Origin of the sequence: Micromonospora sp. WMMD730 (genome assembly GCF_049178955.1) — a bacterium.
Taxonomy (GTDB): Bacteria; Actinomycetota; Actinomycetes; order Mycobacteriales; family Micromonosporaceae; genus Micromonospora; species Micromonospora wenchangensis.
Map to the genome: position 1 here is coordinate 1068764 of NZ_JBMHML010000002.1, position 15286 is coordinate 1084049.

Annotated in this window: 16 protein-coding genes; 8 read left to right on the forward strand and 8 right to left on the reverse strand. The window is 73.2% G+C overall.

The window, feature by feature from the left end; all coding sequences use genetic code 11:
- Positions 1-40: 40 nt before the first annotated feature.
- The 7 genes from ACN265_RS04925 (at position 41) to ACN265_RS04955 (ending at position 7845) form a co-directional block, all read left to right on the forward strand.
- Entirely contained in the window at positions 41-1333 is a 1293-nt protein-coding gene (locus tag ACN265_RS04925) for a M16 family metallopeptidase (RefSeq protein ID WP_204928076.1), read from the forward strand.
- The gene (locus ACN265_RS04930; protein WP_421406177.1) at positions 1330-2676 is read left to right on the forward strand and encodes a M16 family metallopeptidase; all 1347 of its coding nucleotides are present in this window, start codon (positions 1330-1332) and stop codon (positions 2674-2676) included. The genes ACN265_RS04925 and ACN265_RS04930 overlap by 4 nt, the downstream gene beginning before the upstream one ends.
- A 248-nt stretch (positions 2677-2924) precedes the next feature.
- On the forward strand, positions 2925-3950 hold the full coding sequence (locus ACN265_RS04935) for an aspartate-semialdehyde dehydrogenase (protein ID WP_421406179.1): 1026 nt from the start codon (positions 2925-2927) through the stop codon (positions 3948-3950).
- Between the two features lie 64 nt (positions 3951-4014).
- The gene (locus tag ACN265_RS04940; RefSeq protein ID WP_420116859.1) at positions 4015-4431 is read left to right on the forward strand and encodes a CBS domain-containing protein; all 417 of its coding nucleotides are present in this window, start codon (positions 4015-4017) and stop codon (positions 4429-4431) included.
- Between the two features lie 156 nt (positions 4432-4587).
- A complete protein-coding gene (locus tag ACN265_RS04945) occupies positions 4588-4959 on the forward strand; it encodes an SCP2 sterol-binding domain-containing protein (protein ID WP_420116858.1) in 372 nt (123 codons plus the stop codon).
- Positions 4959-7019, forward strand: a complete 2061-nt coding sequence (locus ACN265_RS04950) for a glycogen debranching N-terminal domain-containing protein (protein WP_420116857.1) — start codon at positions 4959-4961, stop codon at positions 7017-7019. The genes ACN265_RS04945 and ACN265_RS04950 overlap by 1 nt, the downstream gene beginning before the upstream one ends.
- 76 nt (positions 7020-7095) lie before the next feature.
- Positions 7096-7845, forward strand: a complete 750-nt coding sequence (locus tag ACN265_RS04955; RefSeq protein ID WP_421406181.1) for a lysophospholipid acyltransferase family protein — start codon at positions 7096-7098, stop codon at positions 7843-7845.
- 299 nt (positions 7846-8144) lie between these two features.
- Here ACN265_RS04955 and ACN265_RS04960 read toward each other — a convergent pair whose 3' ends face one another.
- From ACN265_RS04960 to ACN265_RS04995, 8 genes are all read right to left on the reverse strand, one after another.
- The gene (locus tag ACN265_RS04960; RefSeq protein WP_420116856.1) at positions 8145-8873 is read right to left on the reverse strand and encodes a hypothetical protein; all 729 of its coding nucleotides are present in this window, start codon (positions 8871-8873) and stop codon (positions 8145-8147) included.
- Between the two features lie 76 nt (positions 8874-8949).
- Positions 8950-9666: a response regulator gene (locus tag ACN265_RS04965; RefSeq protein WP_204928068.1), complete on the reverse strand. Its 717-nt coding sequence runs from the start codon at positions 9664-9666 to the stop codon at positions 8950-8952.
- Positions 9636-10904, reverse strand: a complete 1269-nt coding sequence (locus tag ACN265_RS04970) for a hypothetical protein (RefSeq protein WP_421406183.1) — start codon at positions 10902-10904, stop codon at positions 9636-9638. Before ACN265_RS04970 ends, ACN265_RS04965 begins: the two co-directional genes overlap by 31 nt.
- Positions 10894-12087 carry a sensor histidine kinase gene (locus ACN265_RS04975; protein ID WP_421406185.1) on the reverse strand — a complete coding sequence of 398 codons (1194 nt, stop codon included), beginning with the start codon at positions 12085-12087 and terminating at the stop codon, positions 10894-10896. Before ACN265_RS04975 ends, ACN265_RS04970 begins: the two co-directional genes overlap by 11 nt.
- 155 nt (positions 12088-12242) lie before the next feature.
- Positions 12243-13091, reverse strand: coding sequence for an alpha/beta fold hydrolase (locus ACN265_RS04980; protein WP_421406187.1), 849 nt, complete (start codon positions 13089-13091; stop codon positions 12243-12245).
- The gene (locus ACN265_RS04985; RefSeq protein WP_420116852.1) at positions 13088-13627 is read right to left on the reverse strand and encodes a DUF4240 domain-containing protein; all 540 of its coding nucleotides are present in this window, start codon (positions 13625-13627) and stop codon (positions 13088-13090) included. Before ACN265_RS04985 ends, ACN265_RS04980 begins: the two co-directional genes overlap by 4 nt.
- 103 nt (positions 13628-13730) lie before the next feature.
- Positions 13731-13928, reverse strand: a complete 198-nt coding sequence (locus tag ACN265_RS04990; protein ID WP_420118664.1) for a DUF397 domain-containing protein — start codon at positions 13926-13928, stop codon at positions 13731-13733.
- Positions 13925-14809 (reverse strand): helix-turn-helix domain-containing protein, encoded by an 885-nt coding sequence (locus tag ACN265_RS04995; protein WP_420118663.1) that lies wholly within the window; start codon positions 14807-14809, stop codon positions 13925-13927. Before ACN265_RS04995 ends, ACN265_RS04990 begins: the two co-directional genes overlap by 4 nt.
- Positions 14810-15107: 298 nt before the next feature.
- On the opposite strand from ACN265_RS04995, the gene ACN265_RS05000 reads away from it, so the two are divergent.
- On the forward strand, positions 15108-15284 hold the full coding sequence (locus tag ACN265_RS05000; RefSeq protein ID WP_204928063.1) for a hypothetical protein: 177 nt from the start codon (positions 15108-15110) through the stop codon (positions 15282-15284).
- The last annotated feature ends 2 nt before the right edge of the window (positions 15285-15286 follow it).

Sequence of the window (15286 nt, forward strand, 5' to 3'; positions counted from 1 at the left end):
ACGTCGCCACCGGGGCGTGGAGATCGGATAGCGTCGGGTCATGCCCGACAGCGGTTACCCCTGGCCCATCGAGACGACCCGACTGGACAACGGCCTGCGCGTGGTGGTGAGCGAGGACCGCACCGCCCCGGCGGTCGCGGTCAACCTCTGGTACGACGTGGGCTCCCGGCACGAGCCGACGGGACAGACCGGCTTCGCCCACCTCTTCGAGCACCTGATGTTCGAGGGCTCGGTCAACGTCGCCAAGACCGAACACATGAAACTGATCCAGGGCTCCGGTGGCTCGCTGAACGCCACCACCAACCCGGACCGGACGAACTACTTCGAGACCGTCCCGGCCGAACATCTGGAACTGGCCCTGTGGCTGGAGGCCGACCGGATGGGCGGGCTGGTCCCCGCGCTCACCCAGGAGACGCTGGACAACCAGCGGGACGTGGTCAAGAACGAGCGGCGGCAACGCTACGAGAACGTCCCGTACGGCGACGCCTGGCTGCGGCTGCTCCCGCTGCTCTACCCGCCGGGGCACCCGTACCACCACGCGACGATCGGGTCGATGGCCGACCTGAACGCCGCCGACCTGGCCACCTTCCAGGCGTTCCACCAGACGTACTACGCGCCCGACAACGCCGTGCTGACCGTGGTCGGCGACGCCACCGCCGCCGAGGTGTTCACGCTGGCGCAGCGGTACTTCGGGGCGATCCCGGCCCGCGGTGACATCCCCGCCGCGCCGGACGGGCACACCGTCGCCGGCACCGGCCGACCCGTCGTCGAGACGGTCACCGGCGACGTGCCGGCCGCCCGGGTCTACGTCGCGCACCGCACCCACCCGTTCGGCAGCCCCGGCTACGACGTGGCCACGGTGGCCGTCACGGTGCTCGGCAGCGGCCGGGGCAGCCGGCTCTACCAGCGTCTCGCCGACGGCGAACGGCTCGCCCAACCCGACCTGGTCGGGGCGTACGGGGTGGATCTGGCGCACGCCCCGGCACCGGTGATCGCCACCGCCACCGCCCGCCCCGGGGTGAGCGCCGAACAGCTCGCCGCCGGGGTCGCCGAGGTGGTCGACGAACTCACCACCGTGCCGGTCACCGCCGCCGAACTCGACCGGGCCAAGGCGCTGCTCAGCACCGCCTGGTGGCGGCAGATGTCCACGGTGGACGGCCGGGCCGACGCGCTCGGCCGGTACGCCACCCAGTTCGGCGACCCGGCGAGGACCGCCGACCGGCTGCCCGGCTGGCTGTCGGTGACCGCCGGGCAGATCGCCGAGCTGGCCGCCGACCTGCTCACCCCGGCCGACCGGGTGACCCTGACCTACCTGCCGGAGGAGACCCGATGACGCTGATCACCACCCGGCCGGGTCCGGGCACCGCCCGCCCGTACCGGTTCCCGACCGTGGTCCGGCGGGACGTCGCCGGTGGCCGGGTGGTCGCCGCGCACCTGCCCGGCCAGAACCTCGCCGTCGCGCTGCTGCTGCTCGACGCGGGCGCCGGCCGGGAGCCGGTCGGCAAGGAGGGCCTCGGCGCGGTGCTGGCCAAGGCGTTGGAGGAGGGCACCGCGCAGCGGGACGCCACCGCGTTCGCACTCGCCGTCGAGGGCCTCGGCACCGAACTGGCCACCGGGCTGGACTGGGACAGCTTCCAGGTCAGCGTCCAGGTGCCGGTGGACCGGCTCGGCGCGGCCGTGCAACTGCTCGCCGAGGCGGTACGCACGCCCCGGCTCGACCCCGACGACGTGCGCCGCGTCCGCGACGACGAGGCGACCGCGCTGCGGATGGACTGGGCCAACCCCGGCCCGCGCGCCGACGCGGTGCTGCGCGCCGACCTGTTCGGCGCGGACAACAGGTGGGGCCGCCCGCTCTACGGCGACCCCGGCTCGGTGGCCGGGCTCGACGTGGAGGACGTCACCGTCTTCCACTCCGAGTGGTTCCTGCGTCCCGGCACCCTGATCGTCGCCGGTGACCTGGACCGCCTCGACCTCGACGCGTTGGGTGCGGCGGCGTTCGCCGGCACCGGCGGCGGCCCCGCCGAGCAGGGTGGCCCGATCGAGGTGCCGCTGCCCGCCGGCCGGCGGATCATCCTGGTGGACCGGCCCGGGTCGGTGCAGTCCACGCTGCGGCTGGGTCACCCGGCACCGCACCGCGCCCACCCCGACCACGTGCCGACGACGCTCGCCGGCACCGTGCTGGGCGGGGCGTTCACCTCCCGGCTCAACCACCTGATCCGCGAGGTACGCGGCTACACGTACGGCATCCGGGGCGACTTCGCCTCGTCCCGCCGGTTCGGCCGGTTCGCGGTCAGCTCCGGGGTGCAGACGGCGGTGACCGCGCCGGCCCTGGTCGAGGCGGTCGGTGAGATCAGCCGTACCCGGGCCGGCGGGGTGACCGAGGACGAGCTGGCGGTGGCCCGGTCCTGGCGGGCCGGGCAGCTCTCGGTCGAGCTGCAGAGCCCCCGGGCGATCGCCTCGGCGTTGACGACCCTGGTCGTGCACGACCTGCCCGACGACTACCACGCCCGGCTGCGGGAGGCGCTGCTCGCCGCCGACGTCGAGCAGGTGTCGGCCGCTGCCGCCACCCACCTGCACCCGGAGGCGTTGACCCTGGTCATCGAGGGCGACGCGGCGGCGATCCGGGACGAGCTGGTCGCCTCCGGGCTCGGCGAGGTGACCGACCACGTCGGCTGACCGGCGTCGGCGCGACCGGGGCGGTGTGATTCCGGTCGCGCCGCCCCGGGAGCGCCGGGTCGGACCGGCGGTGCGGATGCTGCGGCCGGACGGCCCGGCCACGGCCGATCTTCCGGGGCGTCGGGGCGTACCGTCGGGTGGTTTCCGGTACGGCGACCGGTACGGGCGGTGACCGGACGGGCGGGCGGCGACCCGGGCGGTGGGAAAGGCTTCCCGGTGTGGGCCTGCGGCTGGGTAGCCTCGCGGGCATGAGGATCGGCATTGTGGGAGCCACCGGCCAGGTCGGTGGGGTCATGCGGCAGGTGCTGGCGGAACGCGAGTTCCCGGCGGAGCAGGTGCGGTTGTTCGCCTCGGCCCGGTCGGCCGGGCGCACCCTGGCCTGGCGGGACGGCGAGGTCACCGTGGAGGACGCGGCCACGGCCGACTACTCCGGGCTGGACATCGTGCTGTTCTCCGCCGGCAAGGGCACCGCGAAGGAGTTGGCCCCCCGGGTCGCCGCGACCGGCGCGGTGGTGATCGACAACTCGTCGGCGTTCCGCACCGACCCGCAGGTGCCGCTGGTCGTCGCCGAGGTCAACCCGCACGCCCTGGCCGACCGGCCGAAGGGCATCGTCGCCAACCCGAACTGCACCACGATGGCCGCGATGCCGGTGCTGCGCCCGCTGCACGACGAGGCCGGCCTGGTCAGCCTGGTCGTCGCCACCTACCAGGCGGTCTCCGGGGCCGGCCTGGCCGGGGTCGCCGAGCTGGACGAGCAGGTCCGCAAGGTCGTCGAGGGGGCCACCGCGCTGACCCACGACGGGTCGGCCGTCGAGTTCCCCGCGCCGCGCTCGTTCGCCCGGCCGATCGCCTTCAACGTGCTCCCGCTGGCCGGTTCGATCGTCGACGACGGCTCGTTCGAGACCGACGAGGAGCAGAAGCTGCGCAACGAGAGCCGCAAGATCCTGGAGATCCCCGAGCTGAAGGTCTCCGGTACCTGCGTCCGGGTGCCCGTGTTCACCGGCCACTCGTTGCAGATCAACGCCCGGTTCGCCAGGCCGATCACCCCGCAGCGGGCCCGGGAACTGCTCGACGGCGCGCCCGGGGTGGCGCTGTCGGACGTCCCGACGCCGTTGCAGGCGGCCGGCCAGGACCCGACGTACGTCGGTCGGCTGCGCGCCGACGAGACCGTCGAGCACGGCCTCGCGCTGTTCTGCGCCAACGACAACCTGCGTAAGGGTGCCGCGCTGAACGCGGTGCAGCTCGCCGAGCTGGTCGCCGCCGAACTGCGCTGAGCGGGGTGTTACCTGCTCGGGGCCGGCGGGTAGACCGCCGTGCCGACACCGAGAGGGGAGCACCATGACAACGGTCGGAGAGTTCATGACGACCCGGTTGGTGACGATGGACGGCAACGACACCCTCGCCGCCGCCGCGCAGGAGATGCGGGACAGCGCGATCGGCGACGTGGTGGTGACCAACGGCGACGACGTCGTCGGAATCGTGACGGACCGGGACATCACCGTCCGGGGCGTCGCCGAGGACCGCGACCCGAGCCGCACCCGGCTCCAGGAGATCATCAGCCGGGACGTGATCACGATCAGCCAGTACGACGACGCGGTCGCCGCCGCCGAGTTGATGCGCACCTACGCCGTACGCCGGCTGCCGGTGGTCGACGACGGCCGGCTGGTGGGCCTGGTGTCGGTGGGTGACCTCGCGGTGGAGCGGGAACCCCAGTCGGTGCTCGCCGACATCAGCGCCGACGACCCCAACAACTGACGTCCGCCCCACCGACGCCGGCCCCCGGACTGCGGGGGCCGGCGTCGTCGTGCGCGCCGGCCGGGCTCACCCGATCCGGGCGAGGTTGACGCCGGGCCGGGCGGGGACCCCGTGCGGGTACCGGCAGGTCGATGCGATGACGGGGGAGAGGGCCCGATGGTGGACGCGACCACGAGGTTCTTCGAGAGCCTGAACCGGCGGGATCACGAGCCGCTGTTGGACAAGGCGGTCGGGACACTGCGTTTCGATCTGCACGAGGGGGCACAGACCACCCACTGGCTGCTGCGGGTGGACCGGGGGAAGCTCACGGTCAGCCAGGAGGACCGGGAGGCCGACACGGTCGTCGGCACCACGCCGGCGCTGTTCGAGGAGATGGCCGCGGGGCGGGAGAACGGCCTGGCGGCGGTGCTGCGGGGCGACATGACGGTGACCGGTGACGCCCGGCTGGTGGTGCAGGTCGAACGGATCTTCCCCGGTTCCGCGGACGCGCAGGGGCCGCGCCGGCTCCACCAGCGGGAGGTGCGGTGATGGGACAGAGCAACACGATCCGGATCCTGGACGGCAACACGTTCGTCGTCTCCGAGGAGACCGGTGACATCGAGGCCACCCCGACCGAGCCGACCGGGCTGTTCTCCCTGGACATGCGGTTCCTGTCCCGCTGGGTGCTGACCATCAACGGGGAACGGCTCAACGCGCTGTCCTACGACGACCTCCAGTACTACGAGGCGCGGTTCTTCCTGGTGCCCGGGATGGCCACCCACTACGTCGACGCCAAGCTGTCGATCATCCGGGAGCGCGCGGTCGGCGGCAGCTTCCGCGAGAAACTGACCATCCTCAACCACGACGAGAGGGCGGTCGACCTGGAGATCCGGATGGACGCCGGAGCCGACTTCGCCGACCTCTTCCAGGTCAAGGACGAGATCCTGAACAAGAAGGGCGAGCTGTACGCCGAGGCGGAGTCCGACCGGCTGCGGCTGGGCTACCGGCGGGGCAACTTCGTGCGGGAGACGGTCATCTCCTCGTCCCGACCGGCCCGCTACGACCGCAACGGGTTCGCGTACTCGGTGCACCTGGAGCCCAACGAGCAGTGGAACGCCGAGATCGACGTGCAGACCTTCGCGGTCGGCCCCGGGGGGCGTGACCTGCGGCTCGGGGTGACCGCGCACGGCCACGAACGGCTGGCCCTCCAGCACGACCTCCAGGAGTGGATCGCCAAGGCCCCCAAGGTCAACAGCGAGCACGACCGGGTGGCCGCCACCTACCGGCGCAGCCTGATCGACCTGGCGGCGCTGCGGTTCGCGCCGCTGTCGCTCGGTGGCCAGACCCTGCCCGCCGCCGGCCTGCCCTGGTTCATGACCATGTTCGGCCGGGACAGCATCCTGACCTGCCTACAGGTGTTGCCGTTCGCCCCGGAGCTGTCCAAGACCACACTGCGCATCCTGGCGTCGTTGCAGGGCAGCCGGTTCGACGACTTCCGCGACGAGGACCCGGGCCGCATCCTGCACGAGATGCGCTACGGCGAGACGGCCGCGTTCGAGGAGCAGCCGCACTCGCCGTACTACGGGTCGGTGGACGCCACCCCGCTGTTCGTCGTCCTGCTCGACGAGTACGAGCGGTGGAGCGGTGACGTCGCCCTGGTCAAGGAGTTGGAACGGGAGTGCCGGGCCGCGCTGAAGTGGATCGACGACTACGCCGACCTGGCCGGCAACGGCTACATCTGGTACGAGCGGCGCAACACCGAGACCGGCCTGGAGAACCAGTGCTGGAAGGACTCCTGGGACTCCATCTCGTACGCCGACGGCAGCCTGCCGCCGTTCCCCCGGGCCACCTGCGAGGTGCAGGGGTACGCGTACGACGCCAAGCTGCGGGCGGCCCGGATGGCCCGGGAGTTCTGGGGTGACCCGGCGTTCGCCGACCGGCTGGAGCAGGAGGCGGCGGCGCTGAAGGAGCGCTTCAACCGGGACTGGTGGGTGGCCGACGGGGAGTTCTACGCGTTGGCCCTGGACCCGGACGGCCGGCAGTGCGACGTGCTCAGCTCCAACATCGGGCACCTGTTGTGGAGCGGGATCGTCGACCACGACCGGGCCGAGAAGATCGCCCAGCACATGGTCGGGCCCCGGTTGTTCACCGGTTGGGGCGTGCGCACCCTCGCCGAGGGGGAGGTGCGGTACAACCCGATCGGCTACCACAACGGCACGATCTGGCCGTTCGACAACTCGTTCATCGCCTGGGGGCTGCGGCGGTACGGCTTCGCCGAGGAGGCCGCCACCATCGCCAGCGGCATCCTCGACGCGGCGACCTACTTCGACGGGCGGCTGCCCGAGGCGTTCGGCGGCTATCCCCGGGAGCAGACCAAGTTCCCGGTCGAGTACCCGACGGCGTGCAGCCCGCAGGCCTGGTCGACGGGGGCGCCGTTGCTGCTGCTGCGCACCATGCTCGGGTTGGAGCCGCACGAGGGGCACCTGGCGGTGGAGCCGGTGCTGCCGGTCGGGATGGGACGGATCGAGGTGTTGGACATCCCGGGCCGCTGGGGACGGGTGGACGCCTTCGCCCGGGGTCGTCTCGATCTGCACAAACTGGCCGACTGACGGTGCGTCGGGTGGTCGCCACGGTGGGTCCAATCCGCCCTACGGTCGCGTAACCTACGCGGGGTAAAGTACCCGGATGCCGGAACTCGTGTACCCGCCCGTGATCGCCACCGCCAAGACGCTGTTCCGGGTCCTCGACCTGCGCCTGACCGTCGACGGTGACCACCACGTCCCACGTACCGGCGGGGCGGTGCTGGCCAGCAACCACGTCAGCTACCTCGATTTCATCTTCTGCGGGTACGGGGCGCACGCGTCCCGGCGGCTGGTGCGGTTCATGGCCAAGCACGACGTCTTCGCGCACAAGGTGTCCGGCCCGCTGATGCGCGGCATGAAGCACATCCCGGTGAACCGCGCGGCGGGGGTCGGTTCGTACAACACGGCGGTGGACGCGCTGCGGCGCGGCGAGGTGGTGGGCGTCTTCCCCGAGGCGACGATCAGTCGCTCGTTCACGGTGAAGGAGCTGAAGAGCGGGGCGGCCCGGATGGCGCAGTCGGCGGAGGTGCCGCTGGTCCCGGTGGCGCTGTGGGGGACGCAGCGGCTCTGGACGAAGGGCCGGCCGAAGACGCTGACCCGGCGGCACACCCCGATCACCATTCTGCTGGGCGAGCCGCTGGACCCGGCGGCCTACCCGGACGCCAACACCATGACGGCGGAGCTGAAGACCCGGCTGACCGCGCTCGTCGACCGGGCCCAGCAGGAGTATCCCGACAAGCCGGCCGGCCCGGACGACTCCTGGTGGCAGCCGGCGCACCTGGGCGGCACCGCGCCCACCCTCCAGGAGGCCGCCGAGCTGGACCGCCGCCCCCGCCGCTCGACCGCATCCTGACGTTCGTTCCCGTCGTCCCGCCTGCTGCCTGCTGCCTGCTGCCTGCTGCCTGCTGCCCGCTGCCCGCTGCCCGCTGCGTGCTCGGCTGCCGGTCGGGGGCGGAGCGGGCATTTCTGGAATTTCTGGAACTTCGGGCGTGGCTGGAGTGTCGGGCGGCCTGGTGCTCCTGCCCGGCGGCGGGGACAGGATGGTGGGTTCGCGTCCTTTCGACCTGATGACGTGAGCGATTCAGGGGTGCCCGGTCCGACGTCGGCCCGCGGGGAACAGCCGTCCTGAGGAACGGCCGTCCCGGGGCGGTCTCAGCTACCGACCGCGTCCCGACTACTACCGGGCTCGGGAACCCGGTAGTAGTCGTCGCGGGAGAGGAACTCCACCGGCAGCGACCCCGGCAGGGTCACCCGCGTCTCACCGGTCAGCGGCGGGGCGGTCGCCCGGCGGATGAGCACGTCCCGCTCCGGCGGTGCCAGCTCGACCAGCTCGGGGTGGGTGACCCGGAAGCAGGCCACCGTCCGGCGGATCAGCCGGGCCAGCTCGGTCACCGGGCCCACCGCGCCGCCCAGCGCCAGGGCCGGCTGCTGGATCGTCCGCAGCGCGTCGCAGACCACCAGCAGTTCCGCCTCGGCGGTGCCCTGGGCTGTGGGCCGGCCGGTGGTACGCAGCTCCAACCGGGACGGCCACTGCCAGCGGACCTGCCCGCTGACCAGGCGCGGCAGCCGGACGTTGCGCCGGTGCCGGACCCCCGTCGCGTCGATCTTCCCGGCGACGAGGGCCAGGTCACCGGCGAGGCAGACGTAGGCGAGCCGGCGGTCGGTGACGGTGATCGAGGCGGGACCGGGCAGCACCCAGTGCCGCCGGGCCCCGGTCGGGCTGATCAGGCAGCCGGCCACCGACGTCGGATACCGGCCGAGCACCCGTTCGCCGGGCTCCGGGACGAGTTCGTAACGCCTGTCGAGCACGGGAGCGGAATCGTTCTCCGGCGCATCGAACCGGTGCGGTGCGATGAAGAACGGGGACATGTTCTCGCGCATTGTCACGACCTCCCCCGCGCAGTGGTCTCCTGGCGTTCCAGCCTCGCCGAGGCGTGACGGGCTGTCATGACACCCGTTAGGGGGTCGGCCGGTCGTACGACGCCTGCGACCGGTAGATGCCGATCTCCTCCGGCCGGATGAGACCGTCCTCGATCGCCCGGGCCAGTAACGCCGCCTTCGTGGCGGCCGGTCTACCCGCCCGGGTGTACTTGATCCGGGCGCGGTCCACATATTGTTTGACGGTGTGCTCGCTGATCTGCATCCGGCGGGCCACCGACGCCTTCGACATCGACTGGAACCACAGCAGCAGCGCTTCCCGCTCCTTGTCCGACAGGGCCGGACGGTCCGGGCGCGGATCGCCCACCATCGCCCCGGCCAGGGCCGGCGGCACGTACGGGCGGTCGCTGGCGGCGGCGAGCACCGTGGCCACGCAGTGTTCCCGCCCCTCGTGCTTGGCCAGGAACGCGGTCGCCCCGGCGTCGAGCGCGGTGAGTATGGTCGCCGGGTCGGTGTGCTCGGAGTAGACCACCACCCGCCGGCCGTCGGTGCTCAGCTCGGCCAGCTTGTCCAGCACCATCCGCCCGCGTAGCCGCAGATCCAGCAGGATCACGTCGGCCTCCGGGGCGGCCCGCAGCACCAGTTCCGGATCGTCACCGGTGGCGAGCACCCGCAGCCGGGGCTCGGTGGACAGCCAGGCCCGCACACCGTCGATCACCACCGGATGGTCGTCGACTATCGACACACCGACCGGGCGCTCCCCGCTCATGGCCTGCGCCATCGGGTCTGCGTCCACCTGATCTCCCCGTCCCGCTCATGTACGTGTTCCACCTGGTTGTCGTCGCCGGCCCGGGCGGTCGGCGGATCAGCCGCCCCCGGGCCCTGCCCGTCCGGGGTGACCAGACTGACCGCCACCTCGTCGGGGCCGGCCACCACGGTCAGCCGGGCCCAACCAGTGGCATCGGCCAGGGCGGCGGCCAGCGGATCGGCCAGCCGTCGACGGACCTCCACGGGCAGGGGAGGCGGCGTGCCGATGGCGATCAGCTCGATCGGCAGCCCGTTGCGTTCGGCGAGGTCGGCGGCGGCCCGCAACTCGTGCAGCAGCGGGTCCGGCACGTCGTCGGACTCGGCGATCAGGCGACGCAGCCGGGTCGCGGCGAGCACGCACCGCCGTTGCACGAACGGGTCGCCCGGGTCGGCGCGACCGTCGGCCAGTTCCGCCAACACCTGCTCGGCGGCCCCGCCGACCAGCGCCAGCCGGGCCCGCCGGTCCGCCCAGGCCCGTTCGGCGGCGTCCCGTTCGGCGCGGACGGCGAGGGTCGCCGTGGCGGTGTCGGCGCGTTCCCGGGCGAGGGTGGCGATCACCGCCGCACCGGTGAAGACCGCCACCGGCAGCGACGAGGTGCCGTAGACGTACATCGTGAAGCGGGTCAGGTCGGCGGGGGCGGTCGCCCCGTCACCGACCAGCGCGGCGAGCGCGATCGCCGCGTGCCCGGCCAGTAGGACGATCATCCAGCGGATCGGGCGACCCCAGAGCACCACCACGAAGAACCAGGCCAGCCCCGTCCACGCCCAGTTCGCGGCGGCGAAGAGCTGCTCCCGGCCGGCCGCCGCGAAGACCGCCGCGTCGACCGTCAGCAGGGCCGCCGCCAGTGGCAGCGCCGGTGGCGGCACGCCGTGCAGCAGCCGGTGTGCGGCGTACCCGCCGAGGGCGCAGGCGGCCAGCCAGCCGGCCGCGACCACCGTGGGGGCGGCCAGCGTCGACCAGGCGCCGAGCACCGCCGGCAGCCCGATCGCGAGGTGCCACACCAGGGCGATGGCCACCGCCGCGATCCGGGCCCCCCGGTCCGAGGCCCGGCCCACGTCCGCCGCCGGGCCGTCCGCCGCCGGGCCGTCCGCCGCCGGGCCGTCCGCCGCCGGGCCGTCCGCCGCCGCAGAGTCCGCCGCCCTCTGTGCCGGCCGGGGTACGTGGGCCGACGCGGTCGCGCCGAGGTCGGTCGTGCCCAGGTCGGTCGTGCCGAGGTCAGTCGACATGCGGCCACTCCAGCCTGATCCGGGTGCCCACGCCAGGGGCGGAAGTCACCACCGCCCGGCCGCCGACCTCGGCCATCCGGCCCCGGATCGACTCGCGTACCCCGTACCGGTGCAGGGGGACGGTGGCCGGGTCGAAACCGGGACCGTCGTCGACCACCTCGACCACGATGCCGCCGTGGTCGTGGCTCAGCCGCAGGCTCACGGCGGCGTCCGGCGCGTGCCGGGCCACGTTGGCCAGCGCGGCGGCGGTGGCGTCGACCAGGGCGGCGGTCACCCCCGACGGTGCCGCGCAGGGCGGCAGCGTGGCCGTCACCCGCAACTGCGGGTGGGTGGCGAGCAGCGCGCGCAGGCCGGCGTCGACGTCGACCGGGCCGGCGTCGGCCGGATCGCCCGCCGGGGCGGACCGGGCGTGCGCGAGGCGGACCAGGGTACGCAGGTCGGCGGCGGCCCGGTCCCGCAACGCCGCCGAGCCGGCCGGCAGGGCACCCAGCCCGACCATGGTGAGCGTGGCCAGGACGGTGTCGTGCAGGTCCCGGTTCTGCCGCCGTTCCACCTCGCGGGCCGTGCGGGCCAGCACCGCGTCCCGGCGCAGGCGCTGGAAGTCGGCGAAGGAGGTGTCGGCCCGGCCTATCCAGCGGCGCATCACCGCCGCCATCATCGCCGCGCAGGCCGTCTGCATGAGCAGGGTCGCCGCGTGCGCGCCGGCCTCGACGGTGTTGCCGGCGGCCGAAGTGCCGACCGCGTACCCGGCGGTGACCAGCAGGCCCGCCGGCACCGACCAGCGGGCCGGCGCGGTGGCCTGCGCGTTGATCACGGTGGTGCTGGCCAGCACCGCGAGCCAGCTACCCTCGCCGGGCAGCACCTCCGGGGCGACCAGCACCGGGGCCAGCAGGCTCGCCGCGACGGTGACCGTGAGGTCCCCGGCGACGAGCCCCGGGCCGATGCCGACCCGCAGGGCGCGTGCCGCGTACCACAGCGACCAGGCGGTGAGTGCGGCCACGGCGGCCAGCAGCAGCGGCACCCGCACCGGTGGGGTACGCACCGCGAGCGCGGTCACCGCACCGAACAGCCCGCAGGTCAGCCGCAGCAGTGCCGGCAGGGTGGTGAAGATGAGTTGGAGCGCGCCACCGGCCGGCCGCTCCAGTAACGACGGTGACGAGGTCGGAGCGGGTAGGGCCGACATCGGGGGGAGTGCGTCCTTCGGGCGGTGACCCGTCCGGGTCTGCTCGGCGGTGCATCGAAGCCGGAGAATAACATGAGCTGCCCTAACTGTTCACCTTTGGTGTGCGGCGTGTCGCGTTGCGTTCGGTGAACGTGTCGGGCAGCATCCGGCGTCGATCAGCGGCGGAGCCACTCCAGGGCGGCAGGTGCGCCGCCGAGCACCGACAGGTGCCCGTCGTCGTCGGTGATCCGCAGTTCGGCCGCCGGGCAGACCCCGGCCAACCAGCGGCTGTGGCTGGCGGGCACCACCCGGTCGCGCCCGCCGTGCAGCAGCAGCACCGGGACGGTCACCCGGGCCGGGTCGAAACCCCACGGGGTGACGTAGGCGAGGTCGTCGTCGACCAGGCCGTCCGGGCCGCCCCGCACCGCCGGACCCACCACCTCCTCGAGCCAGGCCCACGGACCGGCCAGGGTGGCCAGGTCGGCCGGGGTGAACTCCGGGTCGTAGTCGGTGTCGGACGCGGCGTGCCGCTCCTTGACCGCCCGGCCCTGGGTGGCGGCCCGCAGCGACTCCTGCCCGGACGGCGTCATCCCGGCGAACCAGTCGAGCCCGGCCGCGTCGTAGGGGGCGAGGCCGGCGACGGCGACGACGGCGACCACCCGGTCGGGGTGCAACGCGCCGCTGGCCAGCGCGTGCGGTGCACCGCCGGAGTGACCCATCGTGGCGTACCGGTCCAGGCCCAGCGCGTCGGCGACCCGGGCGACGTCACCGGCGGCCGAGGCCACGTCCCGCCCGGGGCGTCGGGTGGAACCGCCGTACCCGGGCCGGTCGTAGGACACCCACCGCAGGCCGAGCCGGTCGGCGGCGGCGAACAGCGGGGCCGGCGGTGCGCCGATGTTGGGGGTGCCGTGGTGCCAGACGACCGGCAACCGGCCGGTGCCGTCGTCGCCGGTGTCGTAGACGTGCAGGGTGCCGCCGTCGGGCAGCGGCACGTCGCGCTCGCTCGGCACGGTCGGGCGGCTCACTGGCCGACCCAGCCCGCCGGGTTGCTGAACGACTCGCGGGAGATGCCGGAGCCGGTGCGGGGCCAGTCGCCGAACCGCTTGTCGTGCAGGTGGGCGAAGAAGTAGCAGATGCCCTGGAGGTGGGCGTCGGGCACCGCCCGGGTCGGGTCGGCCCGGACCGCCTCGTAGAACTCCCGACCGAGCGCCACCACGTGCCCACGGGCGTAGAGGAAACCGTCGTCGGAGCCGTCGACCACCGCGTGCACGTCGGCCCGGTCGATGTCGTACAGCTTGCGTTCGACGACCCGGTCGAGGGCGGTCAGCTCGGGGCTGGACAGGTCGGCGCAGAGCTGGCCCAACTGGTCGAGGAAGGCGTCCCGCCAGCCGTCGAACGCGTACGCGTCGTCGTCGGAGGCGGACCGGTCGCGGGCGAGCAGCGCCCGGCGCAGCGCGGCCGGCTCGGGGCCGAGCCGCTCCCAGGCGGCCTCCAGCAGGGCCCAGAACCGGGCCTCCTCCTCGGCCGTGGGCAGCCGGTTCGCGGTTTCCGTGTCGCTCATGGGCAGCACCGTAGCGGGACGCCCCGACGTTCTCGGGGCACCCCGCGCCGCAGGTGCTGCGGACGTCGGGGCCGCCCACCCCGGCGGGCGGCCCCGACGGGGTTCAGCGCGGCCGGCGAGGTACCGCGCGGACGAAGGTGGACCAGGCGGCCGGGGCGAACCGTAACGCCGGGCCGGCCTGGTCCTTGCTGTCCCGTACGCCGATCAGGCCGGGCAGGTTGTCGGCCACCTCGACGCAGTCGCCGCCGCTCCCGCCGCTGCGGGTGCTCTTGCGCCAGACGGCCCCGGCCAGGTCAGTCATGCTCGCTCCTCGATGATCGCCCGGATGATCTTTTCTGTCGCCGCCTCGTCCGCCGCGAGCGTCTCCAGATCGGCCCAGACGCGGTCGTAGGCGGCGACCTCCGCCGGCTTGTCCAGATAGAGCGCGCCGGTGATGTTCTCCAGGTAGACGGTAGTCGGCTCCGTCGATGCCCGCCCGAACGCCTGCGGGAAGTCCAGCAGGACGAACGTGCCCGTCTCGCTGGCCAGCGGCGGGCCGGCGGTGAACGGCAGGACGCGCAGGCTCACGTTGGGCAGGGTGGCCATGTCGAGCAGGTGGCGGAGCTGCCCGGCCATCGCCTGCCGGTCGGGGAGGGTGCGCCGCAGCACCGCCTCGCTCAGCACCACCCTGAGGGTGGGCGCGCTGGGCAGCCGGCGGGTCAGGACGTGCTGGCGCTGCATCCGTACCTCGACGAGCTTTTCGCGATCCACCGGGCTCATGGTGGGATTCTTGCGAAGAAACAATTCTGCCGCGTACTCGCGGGTCTGGAGCAGGCCCGGGATCAGTTCCGAATCGTATCGGCGCATGAGAGCGGCCGACGATTCGAGGCCGACGTAGAGCGAGAACCAGGACGGGACCACGTCGCCGTAGGAATGCCACCAGCCCTTGGCGCGGGTCTCCCGGGCGAGCCCGGTGACGATGGACGTCATCTCCTCGGGCACCCCGTACATCGCACACATGGCGCGGGCGTCCACCACCCGCACCGGCACCAGGCCCTTCTCGATGCGCCACACCTTCTGCCGGGAGCAGTCCAGCCCCTCGGCCGCACTGTCCAGGGAGACCGAGGCGTCCTCACGGAGCTGGGTGAGCAGCCGGCCGAGCTGCCGCCGGGGGACGGTGGAACCGCTTGTTTCCTCCGTCATGCAACATCACCGCACCCCTGGTGCAACAACAATTGTTTCCCCTGCGCCATTTCTGTCCTCCGTCCCTCGCGCGTCAAATCGACACGACATTAGGGGGAGGGGGAGTTGTTGCGCAAGGTGTCGGTCGTGTCGCAGGGTGTGAATCACCGGACGGTGATCCGGGGCGTCAACAATGGCGTCGACAATAGCCCGCTGTCCCGCTCGTAGCGAATAGCGCGCGGGCGGGGCGGCGCTATTTCCGGAAAGGACACCCGATGTGTGCCAGCGACGAGCGCGGTGCCCGGCCCGGGGCGGCGTCGTGACCGCCCACCGCGAGGTGCCGCTGCTGGTCCGGCTGGCGTGGGACTGCCTGGACCAGCACCGGCACCGGCGGTGCGGGAGGTGCGCCGAGGCCGGGTTCTGCCCGGTGGTGGAGGCCGCCCGGCACCGGATCAGGCAGTGGCGCAGGTTCCGGCACGTCTGGGGCTGGCGGTGAGC